Origin of the sequence: Acetobacter suratthaniensis (assembly GCF_017377745.1) — a bacterium.
Taxonomy (GTDB): Bacteria; Pseudomonadota; Alphaproteobacteria; order Acetobacterales; family Acetobacteraceae; genus Acetobacter; species Acetobacter suratthaniensis.
Genome location: NZ_JAFVMG010000004.1, coordinates 77,263 through 96,417 on the forward strand (window position 1 = coordinate 77,263; position 19,155 = coordinate 96,417).

Genomic DNA, 19,155 nt, shown 5'->3' on the forward strand with positions numbered 1-19,155 from the left:
CTGTGAGAAAAAACAAACCCGCCGTTACCGACGGGTGAATGTCCAGTACAACGGCTGGCGACCTGCCGCGATGGCCTTGGCCTCGTACCGTGTCGGGAACCAGCCTTCAGGCCGCTCTGTGGCCGGTGCTGGCGCATCGAACCAGTCCTGCTGGCCCATAACCTCATTGACCCATGCCTGATAGGTCGGGTCGTCACTGGCGACACGCCACACGGCACCGGGCTTGAGCGCACGGGCAACCAGCGCCACGTTCTGCGGGTGCACAAAGCGCCGCTTGGCATGACGGGCCTTGGGCCAGGGATCAGGGAACATCAGGAAAAGACGATCCAGACTGGCCTCAGGCAGAGCCTTGAGCACCAGCCGTGCATCATCATCCCACAACCGCAGCCTGTCCGGCACGGGGGCGGTTGCCTCCTGCCCGACGGGAACCAGCTTGGTCAGCAGAGAGCACAGACCGTTGTGGAAAACTTCGGAAGCAATATAGCCGACCTGTGGGTGGGCCTGCGTCTGGGCCAGCACATGCTCGCCCCCACCAAACCCAACCTCGAGCCAGATCTGCTCTGGCTGCTGGCCAAACACTGCGGCTGGGTCTGCCGCTTTTTCAAGCGGAAAACGCAGGCGCGGCAATGTTTCGTCCAGCAGGCGTTCCTGACGGGGCCGCAGGGGGTGTCCGCGCTGGCGACCATAAAGCCTTTCGGGCGGTGGTTTAACATCCGCCGTTTCCGGCTGGCCACCCACGGCCTGACCTTTGACCTCCGTCATAAACTAACGCGCTCTTTCAGCTTAGCGGTTGAGCGCGCTGCGCAGCGCATCGACCAGATCCGTGCGCTCCCACGTAAAGTCGTCACGCGCATCATCGGGGGTGCGGCCAAAGTGACCGTAAGCCGATGTCTGGGAATAGATCGGACGGTTCAGACGCAGGTGCTTGCGGATACCGCGCGGCGTCAGGTCCATGACCTCACGCAGCACGTTGCCCAGACGCACTTCGTCCACATCGTTGCCGCTTTCGTCCAGATCGACATAAACAGACAGCGGGTGCGACACGCCGATAGCGTAGGAAAGCTGAATGGTGCAACGGTCAGCCAGACCAGCCGCCACAACGTTCTTCGCCAGATAGCGGCAGGCATAGGCTGCGGAACGATCAACCTTGGTGGGGTCCTTGCCGGAGAACGCGCCGCCGCCATGCGGGGCCGCACCGCCGTAGGTATCCACAATGATCTTGCGCCCGGTCAGGCCGCAGTCGCCATCGGGGCCACCAATCACGAACACGCCGGTGGGGTTGGCGTAGAATTCGTTTTCAGGCGGCATCCAGCCTTCGGGCAGCACATCGCGCGTCAGGCCCAGCAGGCGCTGGCGCAGATCTGCCTGATCGACACCTTCATCATGCTGGGTGGAAATGACAACCGACGTGGCACCCACGGGGCGACCGTTGACATAGCGCAGGGTCACCTGGCTTTTGGCATCGGGCTGCAGGCCTGCAACACGGGCATCGCCAGCACGGCGCAGGTCGCGCATGGTGTGCAGGATACGATGCGCGTAATACAGCGGCGCAGGCATGAGGGTGTCGGTCTCGTTGGACGCATACCCGAACATGATGCCCTGATCGCCAGCGCCTTCGTCCTTGTTGTCCGTGCTGTCCACGCCTACGGCGATGTCAGCGGACTGGGCGTGCAGGTAGTTGGCTGCATCCGCGCGGCGCCAGGAGAAACCCTCCTGATCATAGCCGATGTCGCGCACGGCTTCGCGTGCCAGCTCAACCAGCTTTTCCGACGTAACGGAAGCCGGGCCACGCACTTCACCTGCCAGAACGATCCGGTTGGTCGTCACCAATGTTTCACAGGCAACGCGGGCCTCAGGATCCGCCGCCAGATACGCGTCGAGAACGGTATCACTGATCCGGTCAGCAACCTTGTCGGGATGACCTTCGGAAACGGATTCCGAAGTAAACAGAAAATCGCCGTCTTTACGCATAATGGTGCCGTTGCCCCACGTGAGTGAAAAGGAAACAGAGGATGTCCCTTGCATGAAAGGGACGGGACGATATGACGGGATAGACGGCGCGGGTCAAGGACATTTACCAATCAGCCACGCAGTGCGGCCCTGCACCAGCCCGCTGCCAGCCAGCTTAAAGCGGCGGCAGACCCAGCACATCCTCCATGCCGTACAGGCCGGGTGTGCACCCAAACAGCCAGCCAGCCGCGCGTACTGCACCCGTGGCGAAAATACGCCTGTCAAACGCCCGGTGCGTCAGGGTTATCTGCTCATCCGCCGAGGTAAACAGCACCTCGTGCTCGCCCACAATCTGCCCGCCACGCAGGGCGGCAAACCCGATTGCCCCAGTTTTACGCGGGCCGGTATGGCCATCACGCCCGCTTTCGCGCACATCCTCAAGAGCGACACCCCGCCCCAGAGCGACAGAGCGCCCGATGGCCAGCGCCGTGCCCGAGGGGGCATCCACCTTCTGGCGATGATGCATTTCCACAATTTCAGCATCATAACTCTGGGCTGGCAAAGCCTGCCCCATCATCTGGGCCAAACGCTGTACCAGCGTAACACCGGGCGAAAAATTGGCGGCATGCACCACCCCGATCCGCTCGGCTGCAGCTTCGACAGCGGCCATCTGCGCTGCGGACAGGCCGGTCGTACCCAGTATCCAGCCCACGCCTGCATCGGCCAGTATGCGGGCATTGTCACACACCGTATCGGCATGGGTGAAGTCGATCACCACATCGCATAATGCGGCTAGTTCAGCCAGATTCGTAAACAGAGGATACGGCGCCACCACATCATGCACCCTGCGCGTAGTGCCCCCTGCGAGGGTCATGTCTGCCGCGCGCACCTCTTCCACCAGCAAACGCCCTACGCGCCCGCCAATACCGGCGATACCAACCCGCATGGTGTTATTCCCCGCCTTCAAAGAAGTCGCGCACCCGACGGAAAAAACCCGTATGCTCGGGGCTGTGCTTGATGTCCTCGCCCGCTTCTTTTTCGAACTCCTCAAGCAGTTCGCGCTGGCGTTTTGTCAGGTGCTGGGGCGTTTCCACCGTCACCTGAATATACATATCCCCCCGCGCTGAAGAACGCAGAACCGAGAAGCCCTTGCCGCGCAGCCTGAAATGAGCACCACCCTGCGTGCCTGCGGGAATTTTGACATTGGCGCGGCTGCCATCAATCACCGGCACCTCGATTTCGGTACCCAAAGCCGCCTGCCCCATACGTAGCGGCACACGGCAGTAGACATTCGCGCCATCACGCTGGAACAGCTCATGCTCCAGCACAGATACATGCACATACAGATCGCCCGGCGGCACCCCGTTGGCCCCGGCCTCGCCACTGCCCGTCATGCGGATACGGGTGCCATCTTCCACACCGGCAGGCACCTGCACTTCCACCACGCGTTCGCGCTCGACCGTGCCTTCGCCATGGCAGGCCTTGCAGGGGTCTTTGACCGAGCGCCCCGTGCCATGACAGGTCGGGCAAGGCCGTTCCACAATAAAAAAGCCCTGCTGCGCGCGCACCTTGCCCGCACCGTGACAGCTTGGGCAGGTCTGCACCCCCGAAGCTCCGCTTTCGGAACCGCTACCATGACAGCTTTCACAGGCCACACGGGTGATGACCCGCACATCCTTTTTCACGCCGGAAAAAGCTTCTTCCAGCGTGATTTCAACATGGGTCTGGATATCGTTGCCACTACGGGCCTGACCGCCACCCCGGCGGCCCATCATATCTCCGAACATCTGCTCGAAAATATCACCCAGCCCGCCACCGCCACCAAAGCCGCTGAAATCGAACCCGCCCGGCCCAGCCCCGCCACCTTCAAACGCGGCGTGGCCAAAACGGTCATAGGCGGAGCGTTTCTGCTCATCCTTGAGAATATCGTATGCGTGGCTGATTTCCTTGAACCGCGCTTCCGCATCCGCATCGCCCTGATTACGATCAGGGTGATATTGCATGGCCAGCCTGCGATAGGATTTCTTGATTTCCTCCGCCGAAGCTGTCCGGGAAACCTCAAGAACTTCGTAATAATCAAGCTGCGTGGCCATGAGTGATCCTTGTGGCGCCGCCCCACGCCGGGCGCGGCCTTACTGTCCTGAATGTAAAAAGGCGCCCGGCTTCATAAAGAGCGGGCGCCGGACGCGCAAGACAGGCGGCCATACAAGATGGCCGCCTTCTGGAACCTGCGCCGTTTACGACTTTTTGTTGTTGTCGTGAACGTCTTCGAAGTCGGCATCGACGATTTCGGGCTCGTCGGCCTTAGGAGCTGCGGAAGCCGCACCACCTTCTTCCTGAGCGGCCTTGTAAGCGGCTTCACCCACTTTCATGGCAGCCTGCGTCAGATGTTCGGTCGCACTCTTGAGTGCTTCCGCATCCGTGCCTTCCAGAGCAGCCTTGACGGCGGCAATAGCGCTTTCAGCCTCAGCCTTTTCCGCAGCCGGAACCTTGTCGCCCGCATCAGCCAGAGATTTTTCGGTCTGATGCACGAGCGCTTCGGCGTTGTTGCGGGCTTCCACCAGTTCGCGCTTGACCTTGTCGGCCTCGGCGTTGGCTTCGGCATCCTTGACCATCTGATCGATGTCGGAATCGGACAGACCGCCAGAAGCCTGGATCTTGATCTGCTGTTCCTTACCCGTAGCCTTGTCCTTGGCGGATACGGACACGATGCCGTTGGCGTCAATATCAAACGTGACTTCAATCTGCGGGGTGCCGCGCGGTGCGTTAGGGATACCGGTCAGATCGAAGTTGCCCAGCAGCTTGTTGTCAGCCGCCATTTCGCGCTCACCCTGGAACACCTTGATGGTGACCGCACCCTGATTATCTTCCGCCGTGGAGAACACCTGGCTCTTCTTGGTCGGAATGGTGGTGTTGCGGTCGATCAGGCGGGTAAACACGCCACCCAGTGTTTCAATACCGAGCGAAAGCGGCGTTACGTCAAGAAGCAGAACGTCCTTCACATCGCCCTTGAGCACCGCGCCCTGAATGGCGGCACCAATGGCCACGACTTCATCGGGGTTGACGTTGCGGGCCGGGTCTTTGCCGAAGAAGGACTTAACCGTGTCGATCACCTTGGGCATGCGGGTCATACCGCCAACCAGAATGACTTCATCAATCTGCGAAGCAGACAGACCGGCATCCTTCAGCGCTGCCTTGCACGGCTCAAGCGTACGCTGCACCAGATCGTCCACCAGACTTTCCAGCTTTGCGCGGCTCAGCTTCAGCACGAGGTGCTTGGGGCCGGACGCATCAGCGGTGATGAACGGCAGGTTGATTTCCGTCTCCTTGGAGGAAGACAGCTCAATCTTGGCCTTTTCGGCGGCTTCCTTCAGGCGCTGGAGAGCCAGCTTGTCGGAGCGCAGGTCAATACCCTGCTCGCGCTTGAACTCGTCAGCCAGGAACGCGATGATGCGGTTGTCGAAATCTTCACCACCGAGGAAGGTATCGCCGTTGGTGGATTTGACTTCAATCACGCCATCGGAAATTTCGAGCACGGACACGTCGAAGGTGCCGCCACCCAGATCGTATACCGCAACCGTGCCACCGCTCTTCTTTTCCAGACCATAGGCCAGAGCAGCCGCTGTCGGCTCGTTGATGATACGCAGGACTTCAAGCCCAGCGATCCTGCCCGCGTCCTTGGTGGCCTGACGCTGGGCGTCATTGAAGTACGCCGGAACGGTAATAACCGCCTGCGTGACCTTTTCGCCCAGATACGCTTCGGCCGTTTCCTTCATCTTGCCCAGAACAAAGGCAGAAATCTGAGACGGCGCGTATTTGGTGCCACGGGCTTCAACCCATGCATCGCCATTGTCGCCCTTGACGATGGAATAGGGCACCAGGCCCTTGTCCTTCTGGACGGTCGCATCATCAAAGCGGCGGCCAATCAGGCGCTTTACGGCATAAAGCGTGTTGGTCGGGTTGGTAACAGCCTGACGCTTCGCAGCCTGCCCTACCAGCATTTCACCACCTTCGGTGAAAGCAACCATGGACGGCGTGGTACGCGCGCCCTCGGAGTTCTCGATAACCTTCGTCTCGTTGCCTTCGCGCACGGCAACGCAGGAGTTGGTGGTGCCGAGATCGATACCGATAACCTTGCTCATGTGTTCTCCCTTCAGCGATTCCCTCTGGCCCGAAGCACCTGAAGGAACCCTTCTTGCATCTTTATTTCGGTCAGCCCCCACATCCCCGCCTTATGCCAAGGGAGCGATGCTAACCGACTGACCTGATGTATGGCGGCGTTTTGCCTTTTTCAAGGCGCGCCGCCCGACATCAGGCGGTTTTTTAACCGGCCTGCCCGCCCTCATGCGCCTTGGCCACAACGACCATGGCAGGCTTGAGCAGACGGCCATGCAGCGTCCATGTGGGGGTCCATGCCTGCATGACCGTGCCGGGCGTGTGCTCAGCACTGGGCTGTTCAGCCATAGCCTGATGATGGTTGGCGTCAAACGGCTTGCCCGCCGGGTCTTCGCAATGAATGCCGTGGCGTTCGAGAATGGAAATAAAGGAGCGTTCCGTGCTTTCGATGCCTTCACGCATCTTGGTCAGCACGCTGTCCTCGTCTTCCTGCGCGGGGGGCAGGCTGGACAGGGCGCGGCGCAGATTTTCTGCGACCTCAACCACGTCACGGGCGAATTTCTGCACCGCGTACTGGCGCGCATCTTCCACATCGCGCTTCGCGCGGGCCAGAAGATTCTGGTTTTCCGCCTCGGCGCGCAGCCATTTTTCCTTGAACTCCGTTACGGACTGTTCAAGCTCTGCAATACGGGCGTCCGATCCCGGCGCGGCGTCATCCTGCCGGGGGGTGGACTGTTCGGCCTGGCCCGGCTCGACCGGTGCCTCGACCTGTGAGGGGTCTGTATCGTGCGTCATATCCAAAGAAGTAGGCAACGCCGCCGCCGCCGACAAGACCTCTCGCGCATGAAACTCCCCTGAACCGGCGCACCGGCCCCGTGCTGGGGCAAAAAAGCGTGTCATTCCGCCACGCCCCCTTGGCATGCCACCCCTGCAAAGCCTAATCTGGCGTGCTTGCGCCGTTGCCGGGAAGGAAAACAAGACCAATGACAGAGCGCACCAAGCAGACAATTGCTCTGGTTGATGACGACCGCAACATCCTGACCTCGGTTCAGATGACCCTTGAGGCTGAAGGATTCAATGTCCGCACCTACACGGATGGCGAGGCCGCCCTGCAAGGGCTGACCGCCTATCCGGTGGATCTGGCCGTGCTCGACATCAAGATGCCCCGCATGGACGGCATGGAGCTTTTACAGCGCCTGCGTACCCGTTCGAATCTGCCGGTTATCTTCCTGTCCTCGAAAAACGAGGAGGTAGATCAGCTCATGGGCCTGCGCCTCGGGGCGGATGACTACATTACCAAGCCTTTCTCACAGCGGCTTCTGCTTGAGCGTATCCGTGCCCTGCTGCGGCGTAACGAGGCCAGCAAGGCCGAAGCCAGCGGTGCGCCCGCAGGCGGCGCGCTGAGCCGGGGCGATCTGTCGCTTGATGAACTGCGCCACAAATGCACCTGGCGCGGGCAGGATGTACCGCTGACGGTTACCGAGTTCCTGCTGGTCAAAACACTGGCGCTGCGTCCGGGGCTGGTCAAATCGCGCGATCAGCTCATTGATGCGGCCTATGGCGATACCGTTTATGTGGATGACCGCACCATCGACAGCCACATCAAGCGCGTGCGCAAGAAATTCCGGCAGGTCGATGATGATTTCAACCAGATCGAAACCCTGTACGGTATCGGCTACCGCTACCGCGAGGACTGACCCACACTCATGACAGACCGGCCCCCCTTTCTGGCGCCGCTGTCCCGCCGCGTGGATTCGCTGCGCCACCTGCGCGTGCCCGGCCGACGCCCCCAAAAGGGGGTGGAGGCTACCGCTGCCTATCAGGCTTCGCGCACACGGCTGGTCTCTCCGCTCATGCGGCGTATTCTGCTGGTCAATATGCTGCCACTCGCGCTGCTGGGCGTGACCGTGCTGTTTTTAGGCCAGTTCCGTAACAGCCTGCTGGCCTCCGAGGTATCCGGGCTGCGTGAGCAGGCCCGTATTTACGCGGGTGCGCTGGGGCAGAGTGCCGTACGCGCCACCCGCCCCCGCATAAGCGGCGGCACGCAGGACAAAAACTACGCGCTGGAAACCGCACTGGCCCGCCCGCTGCTGCAACGCCTGACAGAACCCAGCCCCGCCGCCCATGCGCGCCTGTTCGGGCCAGACGGGCGGCTTGTGGCGGACAATCTGATTGATATTTCAGATTCGCCTGATATTCCGCTCACCTTTTCGCCCTCCACGCACCATGCGCGGGCCATCAACATGCCTGCCCCCACAGCGTATGAGCGTTTCCTGTCATGGCTGTGGGCCAGCCATAATCCGCGTATCGTCACGCTGGATACGGATGAGGAAGACACGCCCGACCACCCGCCCGGCCCGCCAGAAGATAACGGCGACCCCACAACCCCCTCCACCAACAGGCCCACACCCGAAACACCACCCTATATCCGCCGCACGGCACAGGGCCGCCTGCTGATTACCGTGGCGGAGCCGGTCATTCATGATGGCGGGACGGTCGGCGTTGTGCAGCTTACGCGCATGGCGTGGCAGGTGGACCGCTCACTCTTTACCATCCGCTCCACCATTCTCTCGCTGTTCCTGATGGCTCTGGTGCTGACGGTGCTGCTGTCGTGGTATCTCTCGCTGACCATCGCCCGCCCGCTACTACGCCTTGCGGCCTCAGCACAGGTCATGCGCGATACAACAGGACGCACCGGCACCGTGCCCGCCCGCCTGCTGGCCCGCCGCGACGAAATCGGTGATCTGGCGCGCGCCCTGCAAGCCAGCGCACAGGCTCTATGGAAGCGCATGGATGCGATCGAACGTTTTGCGGCTGATGTCAGCCACGAAATCAAAAACCCGCTCTCCTCCATCCGTTCTGCTATTGAAACCCTGCTCCGCATTGAAGATCTGAACCAGCAGCGCCGCCTTCTGACGATCATCAATGCTGACGTACGCCGCCTTGACCGGCTGATTACCGATATTTCGGACGCCAGCCGTCTGGATGCGGAAATGTCCCGCGCCAAGGCCACCCCGGTTGAAATCGCCCCCCTGCTGGGCGTGTTGGCGGAAATTCATCAGGCCACCCGTCAGGAGGGCCAGCCCATCATCGTCACCAACATCACCGAGGATGCCCCCGACCACCCGCTGTGCGTACTGGCGGTGGAAGACCGGCTTGTGCAGGTTCTGCGTAACCTGATCGGCAACGCCATCTCGTTCTCTCCCCCCAATGGCCGCATTGTTCTGAGTGCGATGGAAACCGGCAAAATGGTTAGCCTGTCCGTTGCGGATGAAGGGCCGGGCATTCCGCAGGCCAAACTCGATTCCATTTTCGACCGTTTTTACTCCGAGCGCCCCAAAGACGAGAATTTCGGGCAGCACTCCGGGCTTGGCCTGTCCATTAGCCGTCAGATCATCGAGGCTCTGCATGGCACGATCAGCGTAGAAAATCTGCTCGACCGGCAAGGAGCCGTTACGGGCGCGTGCTTCACGATCCGCCTGCCACGCGCCACACCGCTGCCGCGTCAGGGCAAGGGGGCCGCGCCACGCCGTGACTGAGGCCACCGCCAAAAGTCCAAAGCCTGAACAGGCGTCCGCCATCCCCCCCGATGTGGAGCGCGCCCGTCACGCAGTTGAAGCCCTCGTAAGCCAGAACCGTTTAGACGACGCCATAGCCTGCTACCGTGGCGTGCTGGCCCGGCACCCCCGGCTCAGTGGCGTGCATGCTGCCATCGGAGCCCTTTTGCGCAGGCAGGGCCACCATGAGCAGGCTTTGCAGGCTCTGGAAACCGCCTACAGCCTGCAACCGAACGATCCCTCGCTGCACACCTGTCTGGCCGTGGTGTTGCAAGAAATGGGCAGGATTGACGAAGCCGCCGCCCAGTTCCGCCACGCAATCGCGCTGGCCCCGGATGAGCCCGCTCATTACCTCGGCCTTGTGCGCCTGCAAGCCCTCAAGGCGGAAGACCCCGCACTGGCCGCCCTGCACCGGCTTGCCGCACAGGAATCCAGCCTCACCCCTTCCCGCCGGGCCAGCCTGCATTTTGCACTCGGCAAGGCCATGACCGACACCGGCGCCCCGCAAGCCGGGTTCAGCCACATTCTGCGCGCCAACGCCCTGCGCCGGGCCAGCCTGTCGTATGATGAACAAACCGTTCTGGGGGCCATGCGGCAGGTTGGCACGCATTATACAGCCGCCATGATGGCCTTGCCCCAAACAGGCCACTCTTCAGCCCAGCCGGTTTTTATTGTGGGTATGCCACGTTCGGGATCAACGCTGGTCGAGCAGATTCTGGCCAGCCACCCGGAGGCCTATGGTGCTGGAGAGGTCAGTACGCTGGTCGATACCATCAAGGAGGCTGCCAGACGCAACCCCGCATGGAAAAGCCCCATGCCTTTCAGCACGTTAAGCGAGACAGACTGTCTGGCCACCGCCGAGGATTATCTCGCCCGGATGAACCGTCTGGCCGTAGACTGGACAGGCACAGCACCGCCCCGGCTGATCGTGAACAAGATGCTGGATAATTTCGTTCATATCGGGCTGATCCTCCGGCTCTGGCCCAAGGCGCGGATCATCCACACCCTGCGTGATCCGATCGACACCTGCCTGTCGTGCTTTTCGATCCCGTTCGATCATCTGGATTTCACGTTCGATCTGGGAGAACTGGGCCGCTATTACCGGCAGTACCGCGCCCTAATGGCGCATTGGGAGCAGATACTCCCCGCCGGCACGATCCTGAACGTACAGTACGAAGATCTGGTGCAAAACCTGCCGCACCATGCCCAGCGGATTACGACCTATTGTGGCCTGCTCTGGAATCCGGCCTGCCTGCGTTTTCATGAAAACCGGCGGATCGTGCGTACATCCAGTCTGGCGCAGGTACGCACGCCCCTTTACCGCTCGGCCCTGCACCGCTGGCGCCCGGATGATGAAAGCCTGCGCCCGCTACTGGACGGACTGGGCCGGACGCCCTGACAGCTACGGGCTGAACGCTCTGTTAAACACCTGTGCCCGGCTACGCGCTCAGGCGAACGCGTTTTCCATTTCATCCGCCTGCTGCACACTCAGCGAGCAGGTAATGGCAGGCCCACGGTTGCGACCTGTATCCTTGAGCCACATAAAACTCATGGACGGTGACGTCGTGGGGAAAAACTGCCTGAAAACCGGCAGGCAGGACATCAACCCATCCGGGTCAGCAATCGTGCAGGCGAAATGGGTGACATCGCGCATGGCCAGCCCTTCTTCCGCCAACAGTTCAGCACCCTGTTCCAGAGCAAGGCGGCACTGTTCCACCACATCCTGCCCCTGACAATCCGTTGCCCTCAGGCCGCTGCATGTCAGCCCATCCTGAGTATGCTGGACACGGGGCCTATACGCACCCTTTGTCCCACCCTGCGTGTTCTTGCTATTTTTCATCACGGGCTGAGGATGTAAGCCAGCCTTGACCCAACGGCAAATTTTTCTTTTTTTAAGGACTTGGATAGAGTTCCGACCGAGCAACAGATGTGATCAGGTGATAGCTGACCTGAACATAATTTTCTCTCAAAACAGGCGAAACCACGGTAACATGATGAAAGCGGTTTCCTGACGATGTGGAACGAAACACGCCTGTACCCCTTTGTTGTGTATCAGGTCATAATTCAAAGGAATACCAACCGATGAATACGGCGGACGACACATCAGCCCCGCGCCGTATCCTGCTGGTTTCCGGCCTTTCCGGCGCAGGAAAATCATCCATTTTACGGATTCTCGAAGACCTCGACCACGAGGTGATCGACAATCCGCCCCTAGGCATGCTCGATGAGATCGTGGCCCGTGCCGAGCGCCCGGTCGCAATCGGCGTGGATTCGCGCACTCGTGGGTTTGATGCCCATGCCGTGCTGGATGCCATGGCCCGGCTGCGGCTCAACCCGCAGCTACGCGTGGAGCTGATTTACGCCACAGCAGAAGAAAACGTGCTGCTGCGCCGCTACACCGCCACACGCAGGCGGCACCCACTGGCCCCGCATGGGAGCATTTCCGAGGGAATCGAGGCGGAAATAGCCCTGACTGCCCCCCTACGGGCCGCAGCTGATCTGGTGATCGACACCACGGACATGCCTCCCCCCGAACTGCGCCGGTTTGTGGAAAGCCGTTTCAGTCCGTGGGAAGGTGAAGGCGATGAGGGTCTGACCGTTTCACTGATGTCGTTCGCCTACCCGGCTGGCCTGCCGCGCGAGGCCGATATTGTGCTCGACGCGCGCTTTCTGCGTAACCCGCATTATGTTTCCGAGCTGGCCCCCAAAACCGGACTGGATGCCGACGTGGCCGACTACGTGGCCGCAGACCCCGACTACCTGCCCTTTTTGCAGCAGATCCACGCCATGCTTCAACTGGTACTGCCGCGCTTTGTGCAGGAAGGCAAAAAATACGCCACCATCGCCATTGGCTGCTCTGGTGGGCGGCACCGCTCCGTAACCATTGTTGAAGCACTGGCGCTGCGGCTGGCGGCCCCCGATGGCATGGGTGCTTATGAAGGATCAGGCCACTGGCCAATCATGATCATGCACCGCGAACTGGCCCGTCTGGGCCTGAACACGTGGCGCTGGGCCAGAAAGCCAGTGGAAACCTTCAAGGCCGATACCGCGAGCCTGTCGGTCTGATACGGCCTCAGCCGGTCGTACTCTGATCAAACAGGCCGCCAGTGGCAAAATGCGCTTTCTGGGCTGCGGCCCATCCACCAAGGCTGGCGATATCAAACAACGGAACATCGGTAAAACGTGTCCGGTTGGCAGCAAGGCAGGCGGGATCGACCGGGCGAAAATAATGCTGTGCGCCAATGGCCTGCCCTGCGGGGGTAAACAGGTAGCGCAGATAGGCCTCAGCCACAGCCCGCGTGCCGTGACGCTCCACATTCCGGTCCACCACCGCCACAGGCGGTTCAGCAAGAATGCTGATGGAGGGGACGATAATTTCGAAATGCCCCGGTGCAAGCTGCTGGCTGGCCAGAAGGGCTTCGTTTTCCCATGCCAGCAGCACATCGCCAAAGCCACGCTGCACAAATGTATTGGTAGCCCCACGCGCACCGGTATCCAGCACAGGCACATGGCGGAACAGAGCGCGCATATAGGCACGCGCCGCAGCTTCAGACCCACCAGAGCGCCGCAGGGCTGCCCCCCAGGCTGCCATGTAGTTCCAGCGCGCCCCACCCGATGTTTTGGGGTTGGGGGTTACAACCCGCACGCCCGGCCGCACAAGGTCTGGCCAGTCATGAATCCCCAGCGGATTACCGCGCCGCACCAGAAAAACGATCGTGCTGGTATAGGGTACCGCTCCGTGCGGCAACCGGGTGCGCCAGTCCGCGCCAATCAGGCCATACTGCGCCAGCAGGTCTATATCGCGCGACAGACCAAGACTGACGATATCGGCTGGCACACCTTCCAGCACGGAGCGCGCCTGCGCCCCCGACCCGCCATTGGACGTACGCACCACAAGATCACTGCCCGAGGGAGCGGTTTTCTGCCAGTCTGCCACAAAGGCCCGACTGATATCGGCATACAGGCCACGCGTGGGGTCGTAGGAAACATTGAGCAGGGCATGCGCCTGCTCCGCCGCATCTGGTCTCGCGTGTGAAACGCCACCCGCACCAGCCAGCGCCACCGAAGACAAGGCAATGCCCGAAGCCGCCCCTGCCCCTGACACAGCCGTACGCCACAAAAACCCGCGCCGTGATAGGGTGACAGACACGCTCAACTCTCCTTCCCGCCCGCAACTGACCAGCCACAGGCGTGGCACAAAACTTCAAAAAAACTATTCAGCCAAGCTATTCAGGCATGCCCTGTCTGCGCACTCAGGCGGGCGGGGTCTATGCGAATGGACGCCAGAGCCCGCCGCCATTTGGCGGTCTGATCCGTTCCAAACACCAGATCGCGCGTAGCAGGCACAACCAGCCACGCATCATGATGCAGGATTTCCTGCTCAAGCTGCCCAGCCCCCCAGCCTGCATGGCCCATAGCCAGCAGGGCATCTTTTGGCCCCTGCCCTGCCGCGATTTCGCGCAGAACATCCATGCTGGCAGTCAGGGTGACATTGCCGGTTACCGTCATGCTTTCCTCGCCACTCCAATCGGAGGAATGCAGCACAAGGCCATGCCCTTCATCCAGCGGGCCACCCGCACACAGGCCAATGCGCCGTCTGGGCGGCACGGGGCCAATCTGAAGCTGCTCAAGCAGTTCATCCAGATCAGGGCGCGGCAGGCGGCGGTTGACCACAAGCCCCATCGCGCCCCCCTCTGTACTATGGGCGCACACATAGATGACTGCTTGCGCGAACGGGGTATCACCCAGCATGGGCGTCGCGACAAGCAGGGTTCCGCTGAGGGACACGCCCTCTTCCAGCGCAAGGCCGGAACTCAGGATGGAAGGCAGGGAGACCATGAAGGGAATATGAGGTGTTCCACGCTTTTGACAAGACCATCATCGCGGCCCACAACAGATTGAGTGCCGAACCAGACACGGTACGGCCCCTCCGACCCCCAGAGGCACCCTTGCATGAGCAATCCGCTGAACAACCTGAACCGCTTTCTCAAAACACTGGACAGCTACCAGGTTACGGATGGCAAGACGTTCGATCTCGACCATTTCAGCCCCGATGATGACGGCGGGCTAGGGCTGGACAAAGAACACGGCAAGGCTCTGCTGGCTGCCGTAAAAACACGCCTGCAGGAATTGCAGGAACTGCTTTACGCCAACCAGACACGCTCACTGCTGATTGTCCTGCAGGGCATGGACACCGCAGGCAAGGATGGCACCATCAAACATGTCATGTCGGGGGTAAATCCGCAGGGGGTAAGCGTGACCTCCTTCAAGCAGCCCGGCCCATCCGAACTGCTGCACGGCTTTTTGTGGCGCATCCATCTGGCCGCTCCACAGGCGGGCCGGATTGTGGTGTTCAACCGCAGTCATTATGAAGATGTGCTGGTCACCCGCGTTCATCCCGAACTGCTGAACAACGAACACCTGCCGGGCGAAACCAACACCCCGGAATTCTGGCAGGGACGCTATAGCGACATCCGCCATCTGGAGCATTACCTGAGCCGACAGGGTACGGTGGTGCTGAAATTCTTCCTGCACATCTCGCGCGAGGAACAGCGTAAACGCCTGCTCGCCCGGTTGGATATTCCGGCAAAACGCTGGAAATTTTCGACCGCTGACCTGCGTGAGCGCGAGTTCTGGAACGAATACAAGACTGCCTATCAGGACGCCATTACCGCCACAGCCCGTGAGCACGCCCCATGGACTGTCGTACCCGCCAACCAGAAATGGTATGCACGTCTGGTCGTGATCGGCACCATTATCCGTGCCCTGCACAATCTTAACCAGACAATGCCGTCTCCCTCGCCGGAAATTACCCGTCAGCTCGATAACTATCGTGACAGCCTGCTGAACGAGGAACCGCCCGCAAAACACAAGAAGAAATCCTGATTACCCAATGCCGGACATTTCCATGACACCCACCACCACGCCATCTGCCATGCGCCCTGCCCTGCTTGCGGGCCTTGCCCTGTGCCTGTCCGTTATGGCTGTGCCGCAGGCACAGGCGCGGGAGGGGTGGTACAGCCACCAGCAGGATCGCGCGGCCCCTCCCACACAGGTATCCGCCACCTGCGATAATGCGGGCTTTCTGTCAGCACAGAAAAATTTTGAACAAGGCGGCCCCAAAGGCGATGTTCCCGTGCATATCTGCGGCACGGTGCTAACCTTGGCCCCGCATGCAAAAAACACCCGCAGCGGCCTGCATGGTTATTTTTATGTCGCCGTAACCCCCACCATTTCCATCCGTATCGTCACCAATCTGGACGAAATGCACACCCCGGCCTGGCCCTGGGTGGCCAAGGGTGACCATGTGGACGTTGTCGGGCGGTATTATTACGATTCCTACAAGCGGCAGGGGATCGACTGGACACACCGGGGCACCGGGCGTTCATGGGGGGTGCCGGGTTCTGTCACGGTCAATGGCACCCATTACGACTAACATCTGCGCATAAAAAAAACGGCTGACCGGTTTTTACACCCGCCAGCCGCTTTTGCCTTGAAAGAGCAACCGGTTTTAGCCGGTTGCTTCTTCCTCACGTTCGCTGCCACGCTCATCCTCGCCCCCGCTGGGTGAGGCAACGCTGCTTTCCACAATATCGAACACCAGTTCGCCATTGCGCAGGCCGATCTTGACGGCCCCGCCCTTGGTAAGGCGGCCGAACAACAGCTCTTCCGCCAGCGGCTTCTTGATCGACTCCTGAATGACCCGGCCCATGGGGCGCGCGCCATACAGGCGGTCGTATCCCCGCTCGACCAGCCATTCCTTGGCGGCGGAGGACAGTTCAATCGTCACGTTACGGTCTGCAAGCTGGGCTTCAAGCTGCAGCACGAACTTTTCGACCACCTGCCCCACGATTTCCGGCGTCAGATGCGCGAAGGGAATGATCGCATCCAGACGGTTACGGAACTCAGGAGTGAACAGGCGCTTGATCGCCTCTTCATCCTCGCCCTCACGCACGGTGCGGCCAAAACCAACCGCCTCCTTGCTGAGGTCGGACGCCCCGGCATTGGTCGTCATGATCAGGATGACATTACGGAAATCGACCGTCTTGCCATTATGATCGGTCAGCTTGCCGTTATCCATCACCTGCAGCAGCACGTTGTACAGATCGGGATGGGCCTTTTCGATTTCATCGAGCAGCAAGACCGCATGCGGGTGCTGGTCGATGGCGTCGGTCAGCAGTCCCCCCTGATCAAACCCGACATAACCGGGAGGCGCACCCAGCAGGCGCGAGATCGAATGCCGCTCCATGTATTCGGACATATCGAAGCGGATCAGCTCGATCCCCAGTGCTGTGGCGAGTTGGCGGGCCACCTCTGTCTTGCCGACACCTGTCGGGCCGGAGAAGAGATAGTTACCAATCGGCTTTTCAGGCTCCCGCAGCCCTGCCCGCGCCAGTTTGATGGCAGCGGACAGCGCATCAATCGCCTTGTCCTGACCGAACACCATGCCCTTGAGATCACGCTCAAGGCTACGCAGCACTTCCTTGTCATCCGCCGAGATGCTCTTGGGCGGAATGCGGGCAATGCGGGCGATGATGTCTTCCACGTCCTTCAGGTTCACCGTCTTACGGCGGCGGCCTTCAGGCTGAAGCATGCGCGAAGCCCCGACCTCGTCAATCACGTCAATGGCTTTGTCGGGCAGCTTGCGGTCATGAATATACTTGGCCGAAAGCTCGACAGCCCCGCGAATAGCCTCGTCAGTATAACGCACCTTATGGTGCTTTTCGTAACTTCCCTTGAGGCCACGCAGGATTTTTACCGCGTCATCAATGGTCGGTTCGGGCACGTCAATCTTCTGGAAGCGCCGCACCAGCGCACGATCCTTCTCGAAGTGCTGACGGAACTCCTTATAGGTTGTCGAACCAATGCAGCGCAGCGTACCAGCCGCAAGGGCAGGCTTGAGCAGGTTGGAGGCATCCATAGCCCCGCCCGATGTCGCGCCCGCACCGATAACCGTGTGGATTTCGTCAATAAACAGGATCGCATGCGGATCCTGATCCAGTTCCGTTACGACTGCTTTCAGGCGTTCTTCAAAATCGCCCCGATAGCGCGTGCCAGCCAGCAGTGCGCCCATGTCCAGCGAATAGATGGTGGACTGGAGCAGCACCTCAGGCACATTGCCTTCCACAATGCGGCGGGCCAGCCCTTCGGCAATAGCCGTTTTGCCCACACCCGGATCACCCACATAAAGCGGATTGTTCTTGGTGCGGCGGCACAGGATCTGAATCGTGCGTTCAATTTCCGTATCGCGCCCGATCAGCGGATCGACCTTGCCTGCCAGCGCCTTGTCATTGAGGTTGACGCAGTAGGTGGACAGCGCATCCTGACTTTTCTGGCTCTTGCTTTCGCTGCGCTCGGGTTCCTCCGCCTTGTCCGCTCCCGGCCCCGTGCCGCTGATCGGCCTGCGGGTGGAACGGTCAGGCGCCTTGGCAATCCCGTGAGAAAGGAAGTTGACCGCATCCAGCCGGGTCATGTCCTGCAGTTGCAGGAAATACACCGCGTGGCTTTCGCGTTCGGCAAACAGCGCCACCAGTACATTAGCGCCGGTTACTTCGTCCCGCCCGGTGGACTGGACATGAATGGCCGCGCGCTGGATAACCCGCTGGAAAGCCGCCGTGGGCTTTGGCTCCGTAGGACGATCAGCCGCCAGACCTGCCAGATCCTTGTCGAGAAAACCCGTCAGATCGGTTCTCAAGCGCTCGAGATCAACGCCACAGGCCCGGAACACCGTAACGGCATCCGAATCGTCCACCAGGGCCAGAAGCAGATGCTCGAGCGTTGCATATTCATGATGCCGGTCACCGGCCAGAATAAGCGCCCGATGCAACGTCTGCTCAAGATTGCGTGACAACATGACGAGACGCTCCTTTCGAAGATCTTCTGCGTGTGGCCCATGCAGAAACCGCCACAGGCGCAGAAGCCCTTCCTCCATATTTGGCTGCTTCAGCCAGAAATGCGAGTCATAAGCGCATAAAAATTGTCACAACTGTTTTTTTATCGTGGATTTTTACCACCCGCCGGCATAACGGCGGCCCCGCATACGGGGTTCCAAAGGCCTGTACCGCCCTGTGCGGCTCAGTCTTTTTCGATCGTGCACTGCAAGGGGTGCTGGTTCTGGCGCGCCAGATCCATGACCTGCGAAACCTTGGTCTCGGCCACCTCATACGTGAACACGCCACACACACCCACGCCACGCCGGTGGACATTGAGCATGATGTCTGTCGCCTCTTCCCGGTTTTTCTGGAAAAACCGCTCAAGCACATACACCACGAATTCCATCGGGGTGTAGTCGTCGTTGAGCATCAGCACCTTGTACATGGCGGGTTTGCGGGTTTTGGGCTTGGCCCGCACCACCACGCCTACATCCGCGTCGTTTCCGTCCGACTCCAGCCCACCATCGCGCCGGGATGGTCCGTTGCCCGTATGCAGGACAGGATAACACGACGACAGCATGGCGAAGACACTCCGAAACCCGGTTGCACGAATGGGGCCTGTTTTTCCGCATCAGGCCGGAAAAAACAAGGTTACTCCC

At 60.5% G+C, this 19,155-nt stretch carries 17 protein-coding genes; 6 read left to right on the forward strand and 11 right to left on the reverse strand.

Annotation, left to right across the window (positions count from 1 at the left end; genetic code table 11):
- Nucleotides 1-24: 24 nt before the first annotated feature.
- From trmB to J2D75_RS06065, 6 genes are all read right to left on the reverse strand, one after another.
- On the reverse strand, nt 25-762 hold the full coding sequence (gene trmB / locus J2D75_RS06040) for a tRNA (guanine(46)-N(7))-methyltransferase TrmB (RefSeq protein ID WP_207853872.1): 738 nt from the start codon (nt 760-762) through the stop codon (nt 25-27).
- A gap of 21 nt (nt 763-783) precedes the next feature.
- The gene (gene metK, locus J2D75_RS06045) at nt 784-1,971 is read right to left on the reverse strand and encodes a methionine adenosyltransferase (RefSeq protein ID WP_207853873.1); all 1,188 of its coding nucleotides are present in this window, start codon (nt 1,969-1,971) and stop codon (nt 784-786) included.
- Between the two features lie 154 nt (nt 1,972-2,125).
- On the reverse strand, nt 2,126-2,896 hold the full coding sequence (gene dapB / locus J2D75_RS06050) for a 4-hydroxy-tetrahydrodipicolinate reductase (RefSeq protein ID WP_207853874.1): 771 nt from the start codon (nt 2,894-2,896) through the stop codon (nt 2,126-2,128).
- 4 nt (nt 2,897-2,900) lie between these two features.
- Nucleotides 2,901-4,043, reverse strand: a complete 1,143-nt coding sequence (gene dnaJ, locus J2D75_RS06055; protein ID WP_207853875.1) for a molecular chaperone DnaJ — start codon at nt 4,041-4,043, stop codon at nt 2,901-2,903.
- A gap of 144 nt (nt 4,044-4,187) precedes the next feature.
- Nucleotides 4,188-6,092: a molecular chaperone DnaK gene (gene dnaK, locus J2D75_RS06060; RefSeq protein ID WP_207853876.1), complete on the reverse strand. Its 1,905-nt coding sequence runs from the start codon at nt 6,090-6,092 to the stop codon at nt 4,188-4,190.
- 181 nt (nt 6,093-6,273) lie between these two features.
- On the reverse strand, nt 6,274-6,861 hold the full coding sequence (locus tag J2D75_RS06065; protein WP_207853955.1) for a nucleotide exchange factor GrpE: 588 nt from the start codon (nt 6,859-6,861) through the stop codon (nt 6,274-6,276).
- A 188-nt stretch (nt 6,862-7,049) separates the two neighbouring features.
- Here J2D75_RS06065 and J2D75_RS06070 point away from each other — a divergent pair, with 188 nt between their 5' ends.
- Genes J2D75_RS06070 through J2D75_RS14640 form a run of 3 tightly spaced genes read left to right on the forward strand, consistent with a single transcriptional unit; the run spans nt 7,050 to nt 11,022 of the window.
- On the forward strand, nt 7,050-7,763 hold the full coding sequence (locus tag J2D75_RS06070; protein ID WP_207853877.1) for a response regulator transcription factor: 714 nt from the start codon (nt 7,050-7,052) through the stop codon (nt 7,761-7,763).
- Between the two features lie 9 nt (nt 7,764-7,772).
- On the forward strand, nt 7,773-9,605 hold the full coding sequence (locus J2D75_RS06075) for an ATP-binding protein (RefSeq protein WP_207853878.1): 1,833 nt from the start codon (nt 7,773-7,775) through the stop codon (nt 9,603-9,605).
- Nucleotides 9,598-11,022, forward strand: coding sequence for a sulfotransferase (locus tag J2D75_RS14640; protein WP_207853879.1), 1,425 nt, complete (start codon nt 9,598-9,600; stop codon nt 11,020-11,022). The genes J2D75_RS06075 and J2D75_RS14640 overlap by 8 nt, the downstream gene beginning before the upstream one ends.
- 48 nt (nt 11,023-11,070) lie before the next feature.
- Here the strand turns inward: J2D75_RS14640 and J2D75_RS06085 are convergent, their stop codons facing one another.
- Nucleotides 11,071-11,343, reverse strand: a complete 273-nt coding sequence (locus J2D75_RS06085) for a RidA family protein (RefSeq protein WP_207853880.1) — start codon at nt 11,341-11,343, stop codon at nt 11,071-11,073.
- 362 nt (nt 11,344-11,705) lie between these two features.
- On the opposite strand from J2D75_RS06085, the gene rapZ reads away from it, so the two are divergent.
- Nucleotides 11,706-12,689: an RNase adapter RapZ gene (gene rapZ / locus J2D75_RS06090; RefSeq protein WP_207853881.1), complete on the forward strand. Its 984-nt coding sequence runs from the start codon at nt 11,706-11,708 to the stop codon at nt 12,687-12,689.
- A 7-nt stretch (nt 12,690-12,696) separates the two neighbouring features.
- Here rapZ and J2D75_RS06095 read toward each other — a convergent pair whose 3' ends face one another.
- The gene (locus J2D75_RS06095; protein WP_408736745.1) at nt 12,697-13,773 is read right to left on the reverse strand and encodes a sulfate ABC transporter substrate-binding protein; all 1,077 of its coding nucleotides are present in this window, start codon (nt 13,771-13,773) and stop codon (nt 12,697-12,699) included.
- Nucleotides 13,774-13,853: 80 nt separating this feature from the next.
- Nucleotides 13,854-14,462, reverse strand: coding sequence for a YqgE/AlgH family protein (locus tag J2D75_RS06100; protein WP_207853882.1), 609 nt, complete (start codon nt 14,460-14,462; stop codon nt 13,854-13,856).
- A 126-nt stretch (nt 14,463-14,588) separates the two neighbouring features.
- On the opposite strand from J2D75_RS06100, the gene J2D75_RS06105 reads away from it, so the two are divergent.
- Nucleotides 14,589-15,509, forward strand: a complete 921-nt coding sequence (locus J2D75_RS06105) for a polyphosphate kinase 2 family protein (RefSeq protein ID WP_207853957.1) — start codon at nt 14,589-14,591, stop codon at nt 15,507-15,509.
- A gap of 22 nt (nt 15,510-15,531) precedes the next feature.
- Nucleotides 15,532-16,059 carry a DUF3465 domain-containing protein gene (locus J2D75_RS06110; protein WP_207853883.1) on the forward strand — a complete coding sequence of 176 codons (528 nt, stop codon included), beginning with the start codon at nt 15,532-15,534 and terminating at the stop codon, nt 16,057-16,059.
- Between the two features lie 75 nt (nt 16,060-16,134).
- On the opposite strand, the gene clpA is transcribed toward J2D75_RS06110, so the two are convergent.
- Both clpA and clpS read right to left on the reverse strand, forming a co-directional pair.
- Entirely contained in the window at nt 16,135-18,477 is a 2,343-nt protein-coding gene (gene clpA / locus J2D75_RS06115; protein ID WP_207853884.1) for an ATP-dependent Clp protease ATP-binding subunit ClpA, read from the reverse strand.
- A 221-nt stretch (nt 18,478-18,698) separates the two neighbouring features.
- Nucleotides 18,699-19,076: an ATP-dependent Clp protease adapter ClpS gene (clpS, locus tag J2D75_RS06120; protein ID WP_207853885.1), complete on the reverse strand. Its 378-nt coding sequence runs from the start codon at nt 19,074-19,076 to the stop codon at nt 18,699-18,701.
- Between the last annotated feature and the right edge of the window lie 79 nt (nt 19,077-19,155).

Coding starts and splice junctions, on each gene's coding strand:
- J2D75_RS06100 (WP_207853882.1), bottom strand. CDS start 14,462: ATGGTCTCCCTGCCTTCCATCCTGAGTTCCGGCCTTGCGCTGGAAGAG.
- J2D75_RS06065 (WP_207853955.1), bottom strand. CDS start 6,861: ATGACGCACGATACAGACCCCTCACAGGTCGAGGCACCGGTCGAGCCG.
- J2D75_RS06075 (WP_207853878.1), top strand. CDS start 7,773: ATGACAGACCGGCCCCCCTTTCTGGCGCCGCTGTCCCGCCGCGTGGAT.
- rapZ (WP_207853881.1), top strand. CDS start 11,706: ATGAATACGGCGGACGACACATCAGCCCCGCGCCGTATCCTGCTGGTT.
- clpA (WP_207853884.1), bottom strand. CDS start 18,477: ATGTTGTCACGCAATCTTGAGCAGACGTTGCATCGGGCGCTTATTCTG.
- clpS (WP_207853885.1), bottom strand. CDS start 19,076: ATGCTGTCGTCGTGTTATCCTGTCCTGCATACGGGCAACGGACCATCC.
- trmB (WP_207853872.1), bottom strand. CDS start 762: ATGACGGAGGTCAAAGGTCAGGCCGTGGGTGGCCAGCCGGAAACGGCG.
- dnaJ (WP_207853875.1), bottom strand. CDS start 4,043: ATGGCCACGCAGCTTGATTATTACGAAGTTCTTGAGGTTTCCCGGACA.
- J2D75_RS06110 (WP_207853883.1), top strand. CDS start 15,532: ATGACACCCACCACCACGCCATCTGCCATGCGCCCTGCCCTGCTTGCG.
- dnaK (WP_207853876.1), bottom strand. CDS start 6,092: ATGAGCAAGGTTATCGGTATCGATCTCGGCACCACCAACTCCTGCGTT.
- metK (WP_207853873.1), bottom strand. CDS start 1,971: ATGCGTAAAGACGGCGATTTTCTGTTTACTTCGGAATCCGTTTCCGAA.
- dapB (WP_207853874.1), bottom strand. CDS start 2,896: ATGCGGGTTGGTATCGCCGGTATTGGCGGGCGCGTAGGGCGTTTGCTG.
- J2D75_RS06070 (WP_207853877.1), top strand. CDS start 7,050: ATGACAGAGCGCACCAAGCAGACAATTGCTCTGGTTGATGACGACCGC.